Annotated in this window: 20 protein-coding genes; 7 read left to right on the top strand and 13 right to left on the bottom strand. The window is 51.8% G+C overall.

From position 1 onward, the window contains the following. Nucleotides 1-12: 12 nt before the first annotated feature. Genes frdD through frdA form a run of 4 tightly spaced genes read right to left on the bottom strand, consistent with a single transcriptional unit; the run spans nt 13 to nt 3,330 of the window. Nucleotides 13-375 carry a fumarate reductase subunit FrdD gene (gene frdD / locus DQW12_RS09855; RefSeq protein ID WP_113907690.1) on the bottom strand — a complete coding sequence of 121 codons (363 nt, stop codon included), beginning with the start codon at nt 373-375 and terminating at the stop codon, nt 13-15. Further along, the gene (locus tag DQW12_RS09850; protein ID WP_113907689.1) at nt 372-767 is read right to left on the bottom strand and encodes a succinate dehydrogenase/fumarate reductase transmembrane subunit; all 396 of its coding nucleotides are present in this window, start codon (nt 765-767) and stop codon (nt 372-374) included. Before DQW12_RS09850 ends, frdD begins: the two co-directional genes overlap by 4 nt. Further along, complete coding sequence (locus tag DQW12_RS09845; protein ID WP_113907688.1) at nt 767-1,534, bottom strand: succinate dehydrogenase/fumarate reductase iron-sulfur subunit; 768 nt, start codon at nt 1,532-1,534, stop codon at nt 767-769. Before DQW12_RS09845 ends, DQW12_RS09850 begins: the two co-directional genes overlap by 1 nt. Then, nucleotides 1,531-3,330, bottom strand: a complete 1,800-nt coding sequence (gene frdA, locus DQW12_RS09840; RefSeq protein WP_113907687.1) for a fumarate reductase (quinol) flavoprotein subunit — start codon at nt 3,328-3,330, stop codon at nt 1,531-1,533. Before frdA ends, DQW12_RS09845 begins: the two co-directional genes overlap by 4 nt. A 184-nt stretch (nt 3,331-3,514) precedes the next feature. Here frdA and DQW12_RS09835 point away from each other — a divergent pair, with 184 nt between their 5' ends. The 5 genes from DQW12_RS09835 to DQW12_RS09825 all read left to right on the top strand — a co-directional run bounded on the left by DQW12_RS09835 (nt 3,515) and on the right by DQW12_RS09825 (nt 5,475). After that, a complete protein-coding gene (locus tag DQW12_RS09835; protein WP_113907686.1) occupies nt 3,515-4,120 on the top strand; it encodes a hypothetical protein in 606 nt (201 codons plus the stop codon). A 9-nt stretch (nt 4,121-4,129) separates the two neighbouring features. After that, a complete protein-coding gene (locus DQW12_RS09830) occupies nt 4,130-4,339 on the top strand; it encodes a helix-turn-helix domain-containing protein (RefSeq protein ID WP_113907685.1) in 210 nt (69 codons plus the stop codon). A gap of 89 nt (nt 4,340-4,428) precedes the next feature. Further along, on the top strand, nt 4,429-4,653 hold the full coding sequence (locus tag DQW12_RS13470; RefSeq protein ID WP_157957898.1) for a hypothetical protein: 225 nt from the start codon (nt 4,429-4,431) through the stop codon (nt 4,651-4,653). 10 nt (nt 4,654-4,663) lie between these two features. Then, on the top strand, nt 4,664-4,819 hold the full coding sequence (locus DQW12_RS13465; RefSeq protein ID WP_157957897.1) for a CBS domain-containing protein: 156 nt from the start codon (nt 4,664-4,666) through the stop codon (nt 4,817-4,819). Continuing rightward, the gene (locus DQW12_RS09825) at nt 4,816-5,475 is read left to right on the top strand and encodes a GGDEF domain-containing protein (protein WP_113907684.1); all 660 of its coding nucleotides are present in this window, start codon (nt 4,816-4,818) and stop codon (nt 5,473-5,475) included. Before DQW12_RS13465 ends, DQW12_RS09825 begins: the two co-directional genes overlap by 4 nt. 148 nt (nt 5,476-5,623) lie before the next feature. Here the strand turns inward: DQW12_RS09825 and recD are convergent, their stop codons facing one another. The 3 genes from recD to recC are packed head-to-tail and all read right to left on the bottom strand — an operon-like array spanning nt 5,624 to nt 15,040. After that, the gene (gene recD / locus DQW12_RS09820; protein ID WP_113907683.1) at nt 5,624-7,558 is read right to left on the bottom strand and encodes an exodeoxyribonuclease V subunit alpha; all 1,935 of its coding nucleotides are present in this window, start codon (nt 7,556-7,558) and stop codon (nt 5,624-5,626) included. Beyond that, nucleotides 7,551-11,345, bottom strand: a complete 3,795-nt coding sequence (gene recB, locus DQW12_RS09815; RefSeq protein WP_113907682.1) for an exodeoxyribonuclease V subunit beta — start codon at nt 11,343-11,345, stop codon at nt 7,551-7,553. Before recB ends, recD begins: the two co-directional genes overlap by 8 nt. Further along, on the bottom strand, nt 11,342-15,040 hold the full coding sequence (recC, locus tag DQW12_RS09810; RefSeq protein ID WP_113907681.1) for an exodeoxyribonuclease V subunit gamma: 3,699 nt from the start codon (nt 15,038-15,040) through the stop codon (nt 11,342-11,344). Before recC ends, recB begins: the two co-directional genes overlap by 4 nt. Between recC and DQW12_RS09805 the strand changes: the two genes are divergently transcribed. Further along, nucleotides 15,012-15,641: a hypothetical protein gene (locus DQW12_RS09805; protein WP_157957896.1), complete on the top strand. Its 630-nt coding sequence runs from the start codon at nt 15,012-15,014 to the stop codon at nt 15,639-15,641. The genes recC and DQW12_RS09805 overlap by 29 nt on opposite strands. On the opposite strand, the gene DQW12_RS09800 is transcribed toward DQW12_RS09805, so the two are convergent. The 6 genes from DQW12_RS09800 to DQW12_RS09775 all read right to left on the bottom strand — a co-directional run bounded on the left by DQW12_RS09800 (nt 15,638) and on the right by DQW12_RS09775 (nt 20,023). Further along, nucleotides 15,638-15,940 (bottom strand): HigA family addiction module antitoxin, encoded by a 303-nt coding sequence (locus tag DQW12_RS09800; RefSeq protein WP_113907679.1) that lies wholly within the window; start codon nt 15,938-15,940, stop codon nt 15,638-15,640. The genes DQW12_RS09805 and DQW12_RS09800 overlap by 4 nt on opposite strands. 8 nt (nt 15,941-15,948) lie before the next feature. After that, nucleotides 15,949-16,032, bottom strand: a complete 84-nt coding sequence (locus tag DQW12_RS13780; protein ID WP_370444362.1) for a hypothetical protein — start codon at nt 16,030-16,032, stop codon at nt 15,949-15,951. Between the two features lie 192 nt (nt 16,033-16,224). After that, a complete protein-coding gene (locus DQW12_RS09790) occupies nt 16,225-16,476 on the bottom strand; it encodes a DUF1653 domain-containing protein (protein WP_113907678.1) in 252 nt (83 codons plus the stop codon). Then, the gene (gdhA, locus tag DQW12_RS09785) at nt 16,477-17,829 is read right to left on the bottom strand and encodes an NADP-specific glutamate dehydrogenase (RefSeq protein ID WP_113907677.1); all 1,353 of its coding nucleotides are present in this window, start codon (nt 17,827-17,829) and stop codon (nt 16,477-16,479) included. 104 nt (nt 17,830-17,933) lie between these two features. Then, entirely contained in the window at nt 17,934-19,022 is a 1,089-nt protein-coding gene (locus DQW12_RS09780) for a helix-turn-helix transcriptional regulator (protein WP_113907676.1), read from the bottom strand. A gap of 200 nt (nt 19,023-19,222) precedes the next feature. Beyond that, complete coding sequence (locus DQW12_RS09775; RefSeq protein ID WP_113907675.1) at nt 19,223-20,023, bottom strand: CLCA_X family protein; 801 nt, start codon at nt 20,021-20,023, stop codon at nt 19,223-19,225. Between the two features lie 127 nt (nt 20,024-20,150). Here DQW12_RS09775 and DQW12_RS09770 point away from each other — a divergent pair, with 127 nt between their 5' ends. After that, nucleotides 20,151-20,408 carry a type II toxin-antitoxin system Phd/YefM family antitoxin gene (locus DQW12_RS09770; protein WP_113907674.1) on the top strand — a complete coding sequence of 86 codons (258 nt, stop codon included), beginning with the start codon at nt 20,151-20,153 and terminating at the stop codon, nt 20,406-20,408. Nucleotides 20,409-20,414: the final 6 nt, after the last annotated feature.

Below are 20,414 nucleotides of genomic sequence, written 5' to 3'. Positions count from 1 at the left end.
CGACTCGTTGAGTTAAAACCACGACGTGAGCGCCAGCCAGCCCCACAAGGCACTGGCGCTTATTAAAGCCGCAGCACCGTAACACAACACCACACTCCACAATCCACCGCCCAGTTTTAGGTCATGCAAACCATGGCGGATGCGGTGAGCCGCGTGGAAGGCCGGCAAGCAAATGACCGCGCCCACAAACAGCAAACCCCAAATTGAACCGGCTGCAGTGGCCAATGCGTTCATATTCAAGTGGATCACACCAAGCGGTGCTAGCACAGCAAAAACCAACAATACCGCCGGTAAAAACACCGCAAAGCACACCCCACCGGCACTAAATAAGCCCCACCAGAGTGGCTCTAAATGAAGCCCCTTAAAACGACTCATTGCCAAGCTCCCAGTACACCGCTGGTTGCCAACCACAACATGGCGAGCAATACGGCGACTACGCCCAACCACTGCGCCACCACCATCAACGCTGCCGGCACTTGTTTTTCACCAAGCCGAATCGGCATAACCCGGGGAAATAGCTGAAAAAAGGTAAGCGCGTGGTACAACGCACCAACAAGTGCGAGCAGATTAAAGGCCACTACCCAGGGCTGCGCCATAAACTGCTGCCAAGCATGAAACTGCGCACTCGTTTGCAAACTCCAGAGCCCCGCTAACAAACAGCAAAGGGCAAAAACTAAAGGCAATACCGTAGCTTCTCGCAGCATGTAGCGCCGAAAAGCGGCATGTTGCAACCACCATGAGCGCTTCATAGGCGCTTTATAAGCCATTACGAATTCCCCTTAAACATTTGAATCAACATGCTTTTGGCCGACTCCACTTTGCCTTGGTTAACCGCTGCTGCGGGATCAACTTTTTTCGGACACACGTCTGAGCAAAAGCCAACAAAAGTGCAGCTCCAAACGCCATTATGGCCGTTTAATACCTTCATCCGTTGTGCTTTACCATGATCCCGGCTGTCTAAGTTGTACCGGTGCGCTAACGCCAAAGCGCCGGGCCCTATGAACTCCGGATTAAGGCCAAATTGAGGACAAGCGGCGTAACATAAACCGCAATTAATGCAATTTGAGAACTGCTTGTACTTAGCCAACTGGGCGGGTGTTTGCTGGTAAGTTTCGGTATATTTTTGCACCCCTTGCGCTTTTGCTTGCTGTTCTTCGACCAAAAAAGGCTGCACCGCTTCTAAATGAACGAGAAACTCCTCCATGTTCACCATTAAATCGCGCTCAACAGTAAAGTGCGCCAACGGCGCAATACGCACACCATTCGGGTAATTCCGTAAAAAATCTTTGCAGCCCAGCTTTGGCGTACCATTCACCATAAAACCACATGACCCACAAATCGCCATACGGCAGCTCCAGCGAAAACTCAAACTCGAGTCGAGCTCTTCTTTAATGTACTGCAGCGCGTCAAGTATCGACGTGCTTTCGGTATACGGCACTTCAAAAAACTGGCTAAAGGGCTCGTCTTTCTCGGGTGTTTTATTTTCGGGCAGGTAGCGCACCACCTCAACCTGAACAAAACGCTGTTCACTCATGGTTTTTCTCCTTGCTGCCCTTCTGCGCCATAAGCGCGAACAGCTGGGGCTAACAAATGGGTGTCGACCGCTTGCCAGGCTATGCGAGCTGGTCCATTGCCTTGGTAATGCACTTGGCTGTGTTGTAAAAATGCTGTGTCGTTGCGTTCCGTGCAGTCCTCGTCTAGCCGCTGGTGCGCGCCTCTCGACTCTTTTCGCTCTAGCGCAGCTAAGCAGGTTGCCTCGGCTACATCAAGGCCAAACAACAGCTCCAACCCATGCAGCAGGTCTGTGTTATAGGCACCAGACGTGTCGGCCACACGCAAACCCTGAGCCTCGGCGCGCAAACTGCGAATATTTGCAAGCGCCTGAGTCATACCGTCGTGGGTTCGATAAATTCCGCAGCCCTCTTCCATGGTTTGTACCAACGCACGCTTCAGTGGCACCCACGACCTTTCCGGTTTTGCGGTGTCGGTGAGCGTCGCTAATTTCGTCTGCCATTCAGCTAATAACGCCTCAGCCTGTACTTCTGCACCATTGCTCTCCTTTTTGTTCAGCGCCCGCTGCGCTGCGTTTTCACCCGCTAGCCGACCAAAAACCAGCAATTCGGTTAAGGAATTTGAGCCCAGCCGATTCGCTCCATGCAAGCCAACAGAGGCACATTCGCCTGCAGCATAAAGACCGGCAATAGACGTTTCGCACTGTGCATCGGTTTCAATGCCGCCCATGGTGTAATGCACCGCAGGCCGTATTGGAATAAGCTCCCGCACCGGATCAACGTTCACATACGACTGCGCAAGTTCACAAATGAACGGCAAGCGTTCATGCAAATAGGCTTTACCCAAGTGGCGAAGGTCTAAGTACACCACGCTCGAGCCTTGAAAACTGCCGGTGCGGCCTTTTTGCTGTTCATGCCAAAACGCCTGCGACAACTTGTCGCGCGGGCCCAGTTCCATGTATTTATTTTGCGGCGCGCCTAAAGGTGTTTCCGGCCCTAGGCCGTAATCTTGCAAATAGCGATAGCCGTCTTTATTTACCAACACGCCACCTTCGCCGCGGCTTGCTTCGGTAATGAGAATGCCGCTGCCGGGTAAGCCAGTAGGGTGATATTGCACAAACTCCATGTCGCGCAAGGCCACACCACGCCGATAGGCCATGGCCATACCGTCGCCGGTTACAATGCCGCCGTTGGTATTAAAGCGAAACAGCCGACCCGCCCCGCCCGTGGCCATAATTACCGCAGGCGCGTGCAATACGTGCAGCTTGCCGGTACTAATTTCAAGCGCTATCACACCGCAAACCTTGTGTTCTTCCACCCATAAGTCGAGCACAAAATATTCGTCGAAGCGTTTAATTTGCGGGTATTTCAGCGAGGTTTGAAACAGCGTATGCAACATGTGAAAACCGGTTTTGTCGGCGGCAAACCAAGTGCGCTCAATTTTCATTCCGCCAAACCGGCGCACCTGCACGTCGCCGTTCGCCTTGCGCGACCACGGGCAGCCCCAGTGCTCCATTTGCACCAATTCTTGGTGCGCATGGCGCACAAAGTAGTCCACCACGCCTTGCTCAGCGAGCCAATCACCGCCTGCCACCGTGTCGTGGAAGTGGTCCTCAAGCCGGTCATCAGCACGCGTAACCGCCGCCGCCCCACCCTCGGCTGCAACCGTGTGCGAACGCATCGGATACACTTTCGACAATAGCCCAATACGCAGTGAAGCCTGACCTTGCTTGCTACCTTCTTCTGCTGCCGCAATCGCTGCACGCAGCCCTGCACCGCCGCCACCGACCACTATTACATCAAAATTATGTTGTTGCATGCGCTCCCTTAAACGCTCCTGAATTAATGCTAATCAAATATTATTTTATGAAAAACGTAAAATAATATTTGCAAAACAACAAATCGAGCGCTACGCTATTCCTGTTCAAATAAATCGACCTAGGTGAAATCACACACCTTAACCTAGGCACACTATAAACAAAATTTATACACGGAGCCTTGTTATGAATCAAAATCCCTACCGAAACGCGGGTATTGCGGCACTGGTGCTCGCCGTGCTTTTTCCCATTTACTGGTTTTACGTTATTCATCTGTACAGCACACAGTCTTTAGAGGCCGGTTTGTTGGCCGACATGGCAACCCTGAACGCATGGGACGCTCTATTCGTGCTCATTGGCGCACTCGAAGTTTATATTTATGTAAAGCTAAGTCAGCTTTGCCGAAACCACATCAATGGCGGTGTTTCGGCTACTTTATTATTGCTCATGGCTGCTGTTGTGGTGCTATTTCATGCAGCTGTGCTGGTCGATGTAAGTATTGCTTTCAATCTTGTGCGTGATCCTGAGGCAGTGGGAGAACTCGCTTTACTGTTCAGCATGGTTTGCCTGTTTGTATACAGCGTACTGGCGTTTATTCTCGCTATTAGCTTATTAATTCGCTTAGCCAGCCTTTCCATGCTACTAAAAATATTTGCCGTAGGGTTACTAACAGCTGCAGTTCTTCAGTTCACCGTCATTCTAGGTGTCATCAATACCCTGCTTTTCCCTGTACTTCTAGTTGTGCTCGCCGTGCAATTCCTGCGCAACGACCAAGACGTGGAGGTCGTATAGCGAAACGCCATGAGTATACGAATTAACCTCGATATTGAACTTGCGAAAAACAAAATGTCACTCACCGAGTTGTCGGAGCGCGTTGGAGTTTCCATGACCAACCTCTCTCTGCTCAAAAATGGCAAAGTAAAGGCCATACGTTTCAGCACCCTAGAAGCGATATGTGAAACCTTAAACTGCCAACCCGGCGACATCTTGGTATACGAAAAGAAAGCTTAGGTACGGCATGGCCGTACCTTCCAATTTCATATTTTTGTCACCTGCGTAGCTTATGGTTGCAATATTCAAAGCTCTCGTTGTTGTAGCGCATGGTATTGCAATCGCTCATTCAGACACAATCTCTGCACTCAGTTTACCAACCGATCGTAGACACCTATCGGTCGGCAATTATTGGTTATGAAAGCCTCATTCAACTGTTCCAAACAGCGTCGTCTAGTTGGGTACTCGAACTTTCGGAGCAACACGCGACAGAAAACTTAACCGCGTTAAAAGGGGCTGTGCATAGGCTACGACGCTCTCGACAGCTTAATTGAAGAAACAACTGTGGTTGATTCAAGCCGTAAAGTGTCCGACGTGCTGGATTATTTTCAACAGAATAAACGCCTTATCGCCATACCCGTGGTAAACAGCAGTGCTATACAAGGTATTATTCGCCGCGGACAGTTTATGGAGCTTATGTCGAGCAACTTATTTTATTGATCACCAAGCGCGATCGTTATGTGGGTATTATTCCCGTGCCAAGCCTGTTACGACGCATCACCGAAATGCGAATTCAGAACGCACGATACGCGAATCCGCTTACTCTTTTGCCTGGCAACGTGCCCATTAATCAAGCGATCGATAACGCCATTTTGGCGGAAGCGCCCTTTAGTGTGCTGTATTTCGACCTTAATAATTTCAAGCCTTACAACGACGTTTATGGTTACAACCAAGGTGACCGAATTATTCAATGGTTTGCACAACTACTTTATGAAGTATTCAGCCCGAATGAGCACTTTGTAGGCCATGTTGGTGGCGACGACTTTATTGTGGTTATTCACGATCAAGAACATTTCGAGTCTTTACTCGACACACTCAAGAATCAATTCCAACGCGACATTGTAAACTTTTATCGTGCCGAACACTTAGCGGAGCATGCCATTTTCGCACGCGCCCGCGACGGCCGTTTTCAGCGCTTTCCGCTGCTCGACTACAGCGTGGCTATTGTAAAAATCGCCCCGCACACTGCACACTCTCATCAACAAGTTGCAACCATCGCCGCCGAGCTTAAAGGCAAAGCCAAGCGGGCAAAAAATGGTATTGCAATCCGCGAAATAATGTTGAGCAATTCAGAAAAGACGCAGCATTCTCCGTAGGTACGGCACCGCCGTACATTCCACCATGTTGAATTCAAACCTTGATTAACGCGCGGCAGTGCCGTGCCTACGGCGATGCGCAAAACAAACCCCAACCACCGGCCCGCGGGCGTGTGAAAGGAGATCCGATGTTGAATTCAACCTAGAGTTAGGGAGCGAGACCGCCCAGCCGTTCTATGCGCGTGGTTATGCCTTGTTGCCACACCTTTAGGTTCGGGATTACCAGGCTTAGTTCTTCTTTGGCGCGGGTTACGCCGGTGTAAATAAGCTCTTTGGTAAGCACAGGCGTTGGCCGATCCGGCAAAATCAGCACCGCATGGCGAAATTCCGAGCCTTGCGATTTATGCACGGTCATGGCGTAAACGGTTTCCACCGAGGTTAATCGGCTCGGTAGCACCCAGCGTACGCCATGAGGGTTTAGTGCCGACACCGGTGCTGCAAAGGCTACGCGCAGTTTCTGGTCTATAGGGTGTTTCAACACAATGCCAATATCGCCGTTGTTCAAGTTCAAACTGTAGTCGTTACTACTCACCATAACGGGCCGGCCATGATACCAAACACCCGTTCCCGCGCGGAAAATCAGCTCCATAGTTTGGTTCACTTGCTGCTGACCCCACGGCCCTGAACGCAATGCCGTTAGAAGCTGGTAGTCTGCATAGCCCGCCAACACTTGCGCAGCCCAAGCATTTACTGCGTCCTCGGTTAAGTCGTCACTCGCCACCGGCCCCGCATTACAAAGCGCCACATACGGCTCGAAGCCCCGCGCTAAACCACGCCAAAACTCACGCGCAACTGCGTCGCTATGAATGGACGCAACATCGGCCCCACGCATGGGCGGAACGATATGCTTCACCTTTTGCAGCGCTGCATTCGCTGCTTCTACGTTGCAGGCATTCACAGCATGAGCAATGTCCGCAATCCCGCCCTTAAAACGCTGCGACCCTTCGAGCATGACAATATGGTCCGCCAAACCTACAGCACCAGCCCCTTCGGGCAAGGGTTCACCACTAGCCTCGGCCAACCAACGCGCGTGCGCAGCAGAATAATGGCGTTGGTCTGCATTTCGGCAGAGAGTCGCCAGAATAGAGCCCGCTTCAACGGGTGCCAGCTGATCTTTGTCCCCGAGCAATATAAGTTTCGTATTTGGCCCTGTCGCGTCGAGCAGCGCGTCGAACATTTCCGTGTCAATCATCGACGCCTCGTCAACCACTACCACGTCATAAGGCAAGGGCATGTTTTGGTTATGACGAAAGTAGCGGCTATTACGCTGAGAGCCGAGCAAGCGGTGTAAAGTAGACGCCTTACGCTGCAGGTTCTGCTTTACTCGTTCCAAGTCGGCATGCTGTTCCGCCAACGCGTTATTAACCGACTCGTCCATGCGCGCCGCCGCTTTCCCTGTAGGTGCGGCTAAGGCAATACGTAAGCCTTGGTCGAAAGCGAGCAAGGTGGCAAGCACACGCACCACGGTATAGGTTTTACCTGTGCCAGGGCCACCTGTAATGACACTAAAGTTTTGCTTTGCGGCATTAGCACAGGCAACCCGCTGCCATGCTATTTCCGCGTCACTCTCGTCAAATAATCGCGTAATCACTTCGCGTAACGTCTCTGGTGCAACGGTCGTTTGAGCTTGCTCGGTGCGCGCAACTAACCAGTTTCGAATACGCTGTTCATGCTGCCAATAGCGGCGTAAGTAGAGCAATTCCCGTTTGGGGTCCCACACCAAGGGCTGCAATGTATCGGCCGTTTCATCGCCATGCCCTAACACCATTACCGCAGCACTTTGCTCGAGCGCCGCAACAACGTGCTGCTTACTCGCGAGCGCTTGCGCAATTTGCGCAGCTAAATCTGCATGTTCTGGTTCCAAACCTAAACTGCTTTGTGGGTTATCCAGTAACTGAGTTAGCGACAAACAGGTATGCCCACGCCCCACTTGGTGCGACACCAACGCGCCTAATAACGCAAGGATTTCCGCGCACCCCGTACGCATGAGCAAGGTAGCGAAATGGGAGTCGATGGCTCGGCTAACGCCCATCTCGTGTAGCTGACGAACAAGCGTATTGGCACTAAACAATGCACTACTCATGGCCTTCTCCTTGTGCTAAAAACTCGCGCTCTAAGGCTTCAATTAACGCACGCGGCGGTCGGTCGAAAAAAGCCCCGGCGGTGTCGGCATGGTGGCCGCGCAAAAACAAATAAACGGCACCGCCCACATGGGTGTCGTAGTTATAAGCGTTGCCTAGCCGAGCTTTCAGCAGCTTGTGCAGGGCAAGGGTGTAAATTACATATTGTAAGTCGTAGCGGCTCGCGAGTATTTTCTTGCGCATATTTTCCAAGCTGTAGTCTTCGTCGTGCGTGCCTAACCAGTTCGACTTGTAATCGGCCACGTAATACTTGCCTTCATACTCGAACACCAAGTCGATAAAGCCTTTTAGCATACCGTTAAGCGTGCTGGCGTCGAGCTTAGGGCGCTCATACTCAGGCTGAATATAGCGGGCAATCAGGTCGTCGATACGGGTGGTGCTAACCTGCCGCGTTTCAAACCAGAACTCTGGCTCGGCTTTAAAGGTGGTTAAATCGGCTAGCGAGAACGACGTTTCAGCCAACGAAAAACGAACCTGCAAATAGTGTGTTAACCAGCTATTTAAGGTGTCGCGGTGCTCCTGCCAAAACGGGCTGCTGCAACGCTTGTCGAGTATGTCGTCGCGCGCATTTTGTGTCGTCGCCACTTCCGCAAAGCCTATTTCCGCTGCGTCTTCCAATATATTATGCAGGAAGGTACCAGGGCCCGCGCCCTTAGGAAGAGCATGAATACGGCCATGGTCGGTTCTGATTTCACGCTCAGCATGCGTTTCGGCTACGGGCGATACCGCTTCGTTTCCGACGGAGTGCTTGGCGGAGTGATTGGTGGAGTGCTCGTTGAACTGCTCATGAAAGCTGCCACCCGAGTCCTCTCCTACGCTCTCATTCACACCCTCGCGAGCGCCTTCCAGCGTGTTCATTTCTTGCGGGGTATCGGGAGTGCGAATCTCACTTCCATAACTCAGCGCACTGTAACTACTGACCCACCACGAGCTGCGTTTAAAATTGCCAGTAAAAGTTAGCGCCCTCAGTTCTGTACTCGTTGTTACTTGCATGCTCAACGGCACTAACGCGTCGGCGCGAATGAGCGACACCTTGGTGTGATCGCTGTCTTCCGCTTGCCAGACTGCACGCGCTTTTTCTAGCACATCAGCTTGCTTTTTATCTGCGGGGTTGTCGCCATACAGAAAATAAAATAGTGGGTTATGCGCAGGGTCACCCAACGCCTGCAAGGTCACAAAAGTGGCGAACTCCGCACGGGTCAGTGCCACATACATTTTGCGTAAGTCCTCGGCCAGAGCTTCCTCTTGAATCCAGCGCATCGCCTCGTTGTCTTTCGGGCTCCATGCAACACGTTTCTCGCGCTCACCCTGCGCGCTTACTACGTGGTAACCCAGCGGAAATTTATGGTCTTTATAGCGATGGTGCTTTTCTGTGGTGTAAGCCGGAAAAGGCATAAAAACCAGCGGATACTGCAAGCCCTTCGACTTATGGTAAGTAATCACTTTCACCAGATCTTCGTCACTTTCTAGCCGCAGTTGCAACGCTTCGCTATTCGTCCGTGAACTGTTGCCCGCAAAGCCGCCCGACGCTGAATACTCCTGCACTTGCACTGCAAAGTAATCTTCCAAGCTCGCCATGCCCTCAAGCTTCATACTTTCTTGCTGCAGCAACTCACAAATATGCAGGGTGTCGGCTAATTGCCGTTCACCTTCCAGCGCGTCGGCCAATAGCCGAGCCGGTACCCGGTAGTCGTGCAGCAAACGCTGAAGCGCAGCCAGTACGCCGAACTTTTCCCACAGCTCGTGATAGCCAATAAAGCGGTCTACTGCCGCTTCCCATTCCAGTTCGTTTTCCTGATATTCAATAAGTTTGCTCAACGGCTCACACAGCAAAGGCACCGCCAAGGCTGTGCGAATGCGGCTCGGATCGCGCGGTTGCGCACAGGCTTGTACCAAGGCCAACAAGTCTGCGGCCACGGGTTGTGAATACACCGAGTCACTCTCCGAAAGGTATACGCTGCGAATCCCGCGTTTTGCCAGCTCAGTACGAATTAACCGCGCCTCACCGGCATTCGCCACCAAAACTGCAATGTCTTTAGAAACAACAGGGCTGCGCTCTTCGCCCAGATAAAAGCCGGCGGTGTTGCTATTGAGCAATTCGGCAATGAGGTTGGCGTGGTAATGTGCAGACGCCCGTTGGTAGTGATCTTTATTCTCCGCCGGCTCCGCGCCCACATGCCAATGCAATGCCGCCTCTTCGGTTCCGGTTAACCCTCTAAATATGCGCTTTTGACCGTTCGCTCGCACCTCTACAAAAGGAATTTCCTGCTTGTACAAAAAGGCGCCACGCTCGGTACTATTTTCCGCATTACGAAACAGCGCATTAATGGCTGCAACCATTTTTTCGCTGGAGCGGAAGTTGGTTGCCAAATTGTAATGCCGCCCTTCTGTGGCTTTACGGGCTTTTAAATAGGTAAAAATGTCGGCATTGCGGAAACTATAAATGGCTTGTTTAGGGTCGCCGATAAGAAAAATACCGGTGGTCGGGAGGTTTTCTTCCACCCGATACACAGTATCGAAAATCTCGTATTGCACGGGGTCTGTGTCTTGGAATTCGTCGACCAATGCAATGGGGAACTGCTCGCGAATGGTGGCCGCAAGCTGCTTGCCGTTGGGCCCACGCAAAGCGTCGCGTAGTCGTGTCAGCATGTCGTCGAAGCCCATCACCGCAGCTTGCTGTTTCAGCTCTTGAAAGCGTGCATGAATATAACCACTGGCGTGTTGTAGCACACTCATTTCTACTTTTTTCGCAAAGGTTTTCAACGCTTCGTAATCCGCGCCAAAGTCAGCAAATACCTGAGCGCTGGCTGGCAAATTGGCTTTAAATCTTTTCGTCAAATCCTCTACGGTAAGGTACTTCGCATCAACTTTTTCTGCCATGGCTACGCTGTTACTGCTCAGCCAGTCCATTACACTTTGCGCTGCGTACTTGCGCCCTTTGTTGTTACTGTCGGGCAGTGCCAGCAGCATGTCGAGCACGTCTGTTGCGGCTCGGTATTTCTCTTTCAACCGCTCAATACTTTCACCGACGTGCGCCAATGCCTGCTCGCGCGCCTCCGGAAGCGACACAAAGCTTTGCGTACTCGCTATCGTTCCCTCGGCAGCACGCCCTACTTTTTTCACCAAGGCGTCGGGCGACTTAAACTCCGCAATTACGCTGCGCGCCGTGTCGGGCTCAAGGCTGTACACAAAACGCCGAAAATAGTCTTCCGCCGCCGCTAACTTCAGCTCGTCTTCGTCGGTTTGCACCTCTTGGTCGAACAAACTACCACTCGCAAACGCATGCTCGGTCAGCATTTTTTGGCACCAACCGTTAATGGTGTACACCGCCGACTCGTCCATCGACTCCGCAGCAAGCTCTAACCGCCGCGCCAACCGAGTCAGTTCGGCTTCATCACTTCCATTTTTTACATAATCGTTCTTCAGCTGGTCGAGAAATTCGTCGCCCGAGCTGTCGGCACCAGAACGAAAGTAACTGGCCGCTTCGCTTAAGCGCGCGCGAATGCGGTCGCCCAGCTCTGCAGTGGCCGCACGGGTAAAGGTCATTACCAAAATGTCTTTCGGTAGTAATTCGCGCTCAAAACAAAAGCCATCAGCACCGTGTTTAAGCACCAAGCGCACGTACAGCGCTGCAATGGTATAGGTTTTCCCGGTTCCCGCGCTGGCTTCAATAAGCCGACTGCCGTTTAAAGGAAAGTTGAGTGGGCTGGTTAATACGGGCGCATTCATACCGCACCTCCTTGTTGCTGAGTGCTATGTTGCTCGCTGTCGCTCTGGGCATAAAGTGGCTCAGGCATGCCCGTGCTAAATTCCTGCCCATGCGCAAGCCGCCGTAGCGGGGCGTATAGTTTTTCAATGTAGGTTGCAAAGTCTGCCGACTCCAGCATGGCTTCAACGGAGCGCTCAATACGGGCCGCATAAGGCCACTCCGCTTGGCCATTCGGCTCTTTGTCCGCCCTTGTTTTCAGAACTTCTGCAGTTGCCGCATGTCGCGCTTCATGCTCGGGTGCGGGCTCGGTCTTTTGGCTACCGTCTTTACGCGGCACACTTCCTGAGCGGCTCCTTAAATAAGCATCGAGCCAATCGAGTGCCAGTTCGCCCACTACGCCAGCAGGCGCCGACAACGACTGTACATAGAGTGCAAGCAATTCGTTCAACACAAAGCGCGCAGCACTTGCATTAATTGGCGGCAAGCTTACGGCTTCAGAGCCCCCATTGCCTTTCCTAAAGCAGGCATAGGTGGTTACCGCACCCAACTCGGGTTTCTTGTCGCGCACCGCGCTCAACAACAAGTGTTTCAGGTAAGGCAGAAATTCATGCTTTGATTTACGCTCGCTGGCCGTTACATACACCTGCAACACTTCGCCGTGCTCATTCTGAAACAACTGAGTAGCCCGCTCTTCAACCACTAGGGTTAAGCCGTTTACCGGCATACTCTCGTACGCTAAATAAGTGTCGGTAATGGGCCGCCAGCCTACCAAGGCTTTCGACATTTCCACCAAGGGTTCGGCCACGCGCTCCAAGGCTTGCGCCTTTATCGACTCGCTAATAACCGCAGCACCCAGAGCGCCTTCGCGCTGAAGCCTAGCAAAGATGGGTGAAAACGCCGGTTGCAGCGGCTCAATATCGGCTAACTCCACAAAACTGCCCGCGTGCAGCTGTTCGCGCATAAACTGCACGCCTCTGGCCAACAAGTCACTGCTAAGCTGCCACTGTTGCAGGCTGTCGAGCACAAAGGTTTCGCTGTCGTGGGTTTCAGCTTCCTCGCTGCTCAAGTAGGTATTCAAACGCTCATTGAAGAATGGCTGCGCCGGTTGACGCATAAAGTTCATTAAGTTTCGAAGGTTAAGCTGCAAACGCTGCCCTTGCTCCGCTTGCCACGGTTTTAGCGCTGCCGAATCTTCCGCCGCCGAGGAAAAACTGCGCGCTGCCTGCCACTCCGCAGCATAAGTAAACAACCCGGTATTAGCGGTCATGTAGCTTGGGTGAAACGCCTGTAATTTATGTTCCGTAGTGAGCGCAGCAAGGAACTGCTTAGGTTCCACATGGCTAGGGCACCAGCCTTTCACCAAATGCTCGCGCAGTTGCGACACCAACACCGAAGGCGGCCACTCACTGTTATCTTGCGCGCTACGGCCCACCCAGCTCACGTAAAATTGGGTACGCGCCGAGAGCAACGCCTCTAAAAATAAATAGCGGTCGTCGTCGCGCCGCGAACGGTCGCCCGGCCGATAACTCGTGCGCATTAAGTCGAAGTCGATCGAAGACTGCCGCCGCGGGTACGCCTCGTCGTCCATGCCCAACACATAAATATGTTGAAACGGAATAGCGCGCATGGGCATCAATGTGGCGAAATTCACCGAACCGGCCAAAAAGCGTTGGTTCAAATTCGGCTGATCGACCCGCGCCAACCAGCTTTCTCGGAATGTCGAAATAGCCAAAGGCGCGGTAAAGCCACCTTCGTTGGCAACCGCCAGTAACTCGGTAAGCTGCTCGCGAAGCTTACTTAATAACACCAAATCGTCGTCGTTTACTGGGGCAAACACACGCTCTAACAACGCCTCTGCACCCGCAACCCAGTCGGTTAGTGAGTGCTCACCACAAACAAACTGCCGCCACTCACTAAGCACCTCAATAAACACACCCAGCTTGCCGGCAGCGTCGGCCGAAAGGCCACCCACCTCGTGGTAGGGCTCAATGTGCTGCCAGCGCTGTTGTTCGTCGCTGTTAGGCCGCCCCATAGCGTAACCCAAAACCATACGCTCTAAAGCAAACCACCAGCTGTTGGTTTTTTCATTTTCCGGCATGCCAAACTGCGCGCGATGTTCGCCTTCCAGCCCCCAACGCGCACCCGCCGCGTCGAACCATTGCTGCACTTGCACCAGCTCTTGTGCGCTCAAGTTAAAACGCTCCTGAATGGCCGGCACGCCAAGTAACGAGAGCACGTCGGCTTGGTTTACACGCAACTGTTCAAGGCTCAGTAGCAACTCCAGCGCCACCATAAGCGGCTGCTGACGACGCTGCCCTTGGTCGGCAATGGTGTAAGGAATGCGGCGACTGTCGTTGTAGTCGAAGCGGCCGAACACCGCGTCGATATGTGGCGCGTAAGCATTTACGTCGGGCACCATCACCATAATGGAGCGAGGCTCTAATGCAGGGTCACGCTCAAAAGCAGCGAGCAACTGGTCGTGCAACACTTCTACTTCGCGCTGAATGCTGTGGCAAATGTGAAACTGAATTGAACCGTCGGGGCGAGGCTGAGCAGGCCAAGCTTGCCGCGTTTCATGTACTGGGCGTAAATTCAACACGTCGCTTTGCAGCTGTTGCAGCATGTTTGCTGCCGGGGCCTCATCGAAAATCTCGAATTTCATGGCATCGAATGCCGCTTGTTTTTCCAGGGTTTCGTCGTAGAGGTCGAGCAGGTGAATATAATCGCGCCCCTGCTTACCCCAGCTGGCGAGCAAAGGGTGAGCATGCAAGTGCAACTCGTCGTCGTGGGTTTCTTCGCTCATACCTGCTTTTGTGCCTAAGCGTTGCTGAGTGGCATGTTTCAAGGCTTCTTTCAGCGCTTCTTTGCCGTCGACAATATTCGCCCAGTAATGCATACACGGGTTGTGCACACAGAGCACAATTTGCATGCAGCCTTTTAAGGCGTCGAGCACTTCCAAGGTTTGTTGCGGCAGCGAAGAAATACCAAAAACCACCAAACGCTTGGGCAAACCTTGCGGGGGCGTGGTGAGCTGTTTTGCTGTAGCCACAAAACGGCGGTGCAATTCCGCACGGTTCGTCCAATACAAGTCGGCACCAATGTCGTTCACCAAGGCTTGCCAAAGAATAGGCTGCCATTTGTTGTCCGCGGTAACAGGCGCAGCCTCCGAGTCGAGCCAATGCCGGCCTTGGGTCCAGTGGTCGAGCCAATCAGCGCGGTAGTTTTGGTACTGGTCGAATAAATCGGCAATGCGTGCACTGAGCTGAAACAGCTTGCGCTCGTCAAAGGCCAGGCTTAGCTGCGCCTCCTCGTTACCCGACAGCGCTGGAGAAAGATAATTGTGTAAAGCTTTAAATTCGCCCTGCTCCGAGCCTTGATATTGCTCAATCAGCTCCGGTAATACTCGCATAATACGCCAGCTCAGCCGATCTTTGTCGAACGGCGAGGTTTTCGGAATGTCGTTGCCCAAAACCGTACGGTACGCCTTCCACACAAAGCGGGCCGGCAAAGTTACGTTTAACATGGCGGCAATGCCACTGGCTTTGGCCAACTCAATTTTCAGCCACTGAGCAATACCGTTGCTTTGCACCAACACCGTTTCTTCCTCTAACGGCGCCAACGGGTAATTGCCCATAAACTGTACCGCCACCGCAGTTAGATCTTCTAATCGGTGGCTATGAGCTGCAATGAGTCCGGGTACGAGCGCGTTCGACATGCGTGTTCCTTATGCGAATGTTTTTTCGAATTCTAAGCCTGATAAGAAGCATAACAGCCATTGGCGGCAAACCGTGTCGCCTGCAATTAATTTTTTTGCCCTATACGCTAAAGATCGCTCCCAGAGTTTTTACGAGAGCCAAAAGGACCACGCCTTTTTTGATTTGGAAGTGTCCTGCCAGCTCCGCCAAAACGACATTCAGGTAATTGAACACGGCGAAACCCGCGAATGTAAAGAGCGCAACTTTGTGCGCGAACTTAACGAAATTCGCATTTTTTGGTCGGTAAAAAAACCCCTTCGTAATGAATTAGGGGAAATTATTGGCATGTACGGCATTTCCACCGACATTACCGAACGTAAACACATGGAACGCAAGCTGCAAGAGCAAAACGACCTACGTTACGGCAACCGCCGGCTTGCCGAGCGCTTCAACGTACCCGAAGGCGAGTTTGACGGCATTCCCATCAGGAAAGTCGTTGATGCCGAGTCTGCGCAACTCATTATCGACAACAACCACAAGGTGTTTCAAAGCGGCGAAGCGGAACGCTTTAAAGAGCGCGCCACAGATCCCAACGGCCGCGAACAGGTGTGTAAGGGCTAGCTGTTCCTCAACTCCGTCCAAGGCCGAATGTTGTCGAGCTGATCAGCTATTTTGTCTGCCGCAACATCAAGATCATAGGCAGCTTGAGCTCTTAACCAATAGCCGTTAGACAGCCCGAAAAATCGACAAAGCCGCAAGTCGGTGTCCGCCGTAATCGAACGTCGGCCGGCAATAATTTGACCGATGCGCTGAGCCGGCACACCAATTTCTTTTGCCAATCGATAATTTGTAATTTCCATTGGCTTAAGGAACTCCTCAAACAATAATTCACCGGGCGTGACCGCATCTACCGTTCTCATACTGACCTCTAATGATAATCTACCAGCTCCACGTCATAGGCCGCGTCGAGCTCCCATTTAAAACATAAACGAAACTGCTTATTCACTCGAATACTAAACCAACTCGCTCGCCACGAGACAACCGCTCAGTATCCTTACATCGATATGACTTGATCATTCTTATAGTAACGCACCTCAACAATAACGCAAGGCGTTACCATTGGGATGGTATTATCCCTCTAACCAATAAAAGAAAATATAAGTTTAGTGCAGGCCGATGCTGATTCTAGGAGAGATTTACTCGCTTATTTCGTATTTGTGTGCTCGGTAATTACAGAGCTCAAACGAAACCGCGGTATGGATTGACCGACCACCTCGACGCTTTCCGTGAACATGGCATAAGGGCGGACCCACAAGGCGCGGTCGCCGTAGAGCGGCCGGTAGAGCACCAACCACTCCTCGGTTTCAGAATGGCGGACTAGATCAAGCACTTCATAGTCGTTGCCTTTGTAATGCTGGTACAGGCCCGGCTGCAAATCTGGCTTTTGTGCACTCATTTACACCACTCCCTGCTCGATCATGGCGTCGGCCACGCGGCGAAAACCCGCAATATTAGCACCTAACAACAAGTTCCCCGGCTGGCCAAACTCCTCGGCGGCTTGGTGGCTACGGGTATAAATACCGTGCATAATATCTTGCAGCTTACTGTCTACTTTTTCTTCACTCCAGCTTTGCATACCTGCGTGCTGCGCCATTTCTAGTTGACTCGTGGCCACACCACCGGCATTCGCCGCCTTGCCCGGCGCAAACAAGCGCTCGGCTTTCACAATGGTATTCACCGCTTTGCGGGTGCACGGCATATTCGCGCCCTCCACCACAGCCACACAGCCGGCCTCCACCAAGGCTCTCGCGTCTACCTCGGTGAGTTCATTTTGAGTCGCACAAGGAAATGCCAAGTCGCCTTTGTAATGCCACACCGCATTGCCGTTTTTAGGGTTGTCGTCGCGGGCCACATATTTGGCTTTACTGTGGGTGCTCAAATAATCTTTCAAGCTGGCATTACCGTCGCTTTTTATTTTACGAATCTGGTCAACGTCAATACCGTCGGCATGGTACAGGGTGCCGCTGGAGTCTGAACAGCTCACGGGAATGGCGCCCAACTCATAGAGCTTGTCTATGGTGTGTAGAGCTACATTCCCCGCGCCCGACACCAAGCAAGTTTTGCCTTCAAGCCCGCTGTTCTGCGCTTCCAGCATGTAATTGGCAAAATAGGCGCAGCCATAGCCGGTTGCCTCGTTGCGCAGCAGCGAACCGCCATTCGCTACACTCTTGCCAGTAATCACGCCGTCGTAGCTGTTCTTGATTTTTTTATATTGACCAAACAAGTAACCCACTTCTCGGCTACCCACGCCAATGTCGCCGGCGGGAACGTCGGTTGTCGGGCCAATATGGCGGTAAAGCTCACTCATAAAAGCCTGGCAAAATCGCATAATTTCGCTGTCGGATTTCCCCTTCGGGTTAAAGTTCGAGCCGCCCTTACCGCCACCCAGAAGCAAGCCTGTTAACGCGTTTTTGAATACCTGTTCAAAGCCGAGAAATTTGATAATGCTGGCGTTTACGCTCGGGTGAAAACGCAAACCGCCCTTGTAAGGCCCAAGCGTAGAGCTAAATTCCACGCGATATCCTTTATTCACCTGCACTTCGCCCTTGTCGTCTACCCAGCACACCCGAAACATAATTTGCCGCTCCGGCTCCACCATGCGCTCAATAATGGAATGCTTTAAGTAGTGGGGCTTTTTCTCTAAAAGCGGCTCAAGCGACTCCAAAACCTCTTCCACCGCTTGATAAAACTCTGTTTGCGCCGGGCTGGTTTGCTGTAAACGGGCCAATGTGTCTTGCAGATAAGTCATCGCGTACTCCTTTGCTTTCAATGCTACTTATACTGCAGGGAAGCCGCGTGCAGTGCAAGGAAGTGGTGTAAAGTGCAAGCGCGGCAGTGCCGCGCGTACGGAGCTCAGGAGTTGAAGTTTCGCTCTTCTGGAACCTTGAGGTGATCAGAGCACGCATTGGCGTATGCCCGGCGCAGCTCTTCATTAAATTTTTCCTTAAAGTGGCTTGGGCCTATTACTTTTAAATAAGGCGCGCGGGCCATGAGCCACTGAATAAAGTTCAAGTTGTAAGGCACCGTGGCCTTAAGCCGATACATGTTGGGTCGACCGTCAATCACCTCAATATTCTGATTTTCACCCACAGGTGCGTCTTGCACTTCACGCATCACCGACACAAAAATTTCCAGCTCAATTTCAAACGGGTCGCCATAACGGAAACCAAGCGCGCCGGAGCGCTCATACTCGTCTAAATTGAAATTCTTTACCTGAGGCTCTGCGGTTACGGTTTCTGTGGCTTCCAAAATTCGTGAAAACGGCAACTGGCGAATTTTACCTGAGTCATGGTCACGACAAATTAAATACGGCACGGTACTGCGAAAGAAAATACTCAAAGCCGTTACCGTATACTCTTTTACCGGATCACCCGGAAAGCGAAAGTAGCTTATACGAATGGCCGACTGGCTCATGGCAAAGGCCAAAAGCCGCTCGGATATATCGTGGTCAACTTCAGGAGCTTGCAATTGATGAGAAAGTGGCGCAACTTTTACCCGCTTCATCCAATGGGTCGACTTCGAGTCTCGAGCATTGAGTTGCCGCTCTGCTTTATTAAAAAGCCGACTTAACCGGCGCAAAATAGTGTCTGGAGCGGTATGTTGCAGCTGCTTTTGCGCCACCATTAAAGCTAACGCCACCGCGTCTTCAATTTCAAACAAGGTGTCAAAGTCTGTGGTATCAATCGCCCACTTACCTTTCAGCTCGCCTTCCTCGTGCTTAAACACCCCAAAGTGATTTTCCAGTGCCGCCATGTCACGCTGGATCGTTCGTTCTGAAACGCGATCTAGCCCTCGGTCTTCTAGAATTTCGGCCAGCTCTTTAATTTTCTTCGCACCGCCGTGCAAAGCGTGGATCAAATAAAGCATACGCAGCGCGCCCTGCTTATTTGTTGCACCTTCTTTTTGTTCTTCGGGTGTGAAGATCTCCTTGTTCTCGTTCACAAATTCGCTCCTTAATTTGGGTTCGAATCAACTATACGCGATCACTAGCTTACATCGTAGCACCTGCTTTCTGCACTGTTCCGCATATGAACTAATGCGCAAGCAGATTTCGACTCATTCGGTCATAACGACTGGTATTACGAAACGACGTGTATGCGCGGCTATACCGCGCGAACGAGGCTGATGACCCAACTTTGGGGTCAGACCCCGTAGCTGTTTTCGAGGGCGGTGCCGAGGTGGCTGAAATAGGTTAAGAACGCTTGCGTAATAGCATGGCTGTGGTCTGCGCTCGGGTAAAGCCCGGCGGCGGCTGCCTCGCTTTTTAACGTACCCGACACAAGGAAGTGGTTTTTCAGCTGCAGCCGCTGGATGCCGTTTTCAAAAGCGCGGGCGGCAAGCTCCTCCGGTAAGCCGTAATACAAGTGCCCGTTTTTTTTATCGAACGCCTGACAGTGGCGCACATAGCGATTCGGCGATTCTCCGCTGGGTGTTAAAAACAGCAACTTAAACGCACCATACAAAATCGTATTCAGGGGGTGAGGAACATAGCTGTGCTCGTTTAGCCACGCTCGGCTGGCAAATAGCATTTCATTTTTACCGCGAGCATAAAGGGTATCACCAAAAAGCTTCGGGCCAATATAGTGGTCGAAGGCATGAAACCACTCGTGCGCCAAACTGCCACCGCCGGCGTTTTTCGCGAGCGCCAGCACGCGCCCCGCCGGTTGATAATGTGCACAAGCGCCCGGTCGCCCACCTGCACCAAAACTCAACGCCACCGCACCTTGCATAGACAACACAATCGGCGGCACATCGAGAATATGCTGCAAATCACAGAGCGCGTCGTATAACAAATTCGCACTGCGCTGCTCTTCGTCTGCAGTCACCCAACGGCCAACCTTCACATGGTAAAAATGAAAGCGGTTTACTATGTCGCGAAAGGAAACGTCTTGCCCGTCGCGGTAATTCGGTCCATTTCGGAAAAATTCTTTGTGTAAACGCATAACGACTATTGTCACTTAAAAAGTCTGTACGTTATACGCCAATTTTCAGCAAAACGATGTTGTAGACCACAGAACGAACTATAATGGACTTTCGTGGCTCACGTATTCAAAAGGTAAAGGAATAAGTATGCTTTTAACTCACAACTCAAACTCAGAGCTGAGTATTATGCTCACTGAAGCTCAAAAAGCACCGGTTCATATTCGTGAAGACGGTAAAACCGTTGCGGTTCTACTATCAGCCTCTGATTACCAACGTATAGAACAACTTAAGCTGGAGTTACTGCAAGAACGAGCAAAGCAGTCTGATATCGAGTATCACAGCGAAACAACCGTACCTGGAAAAACGTTTTTTCAATCATTACTGAATAGCGATGATGACCTGTAACTAAGC

Source organism: Aliidiomarina celeris (assembly GCF_003316875.1).
GTDB lineage: Bacteria > Pseudomonadota > Gammaproteobacteria > Enterobacterales > Alteromonadaceae > Aliidiomarina > Aliidiomarina celeris.
The sequence above is the reverse complement of the archived record's forward strand: the minus strand, read 5'-3'. Positions and strand labels throughout refer to the sequence as shown.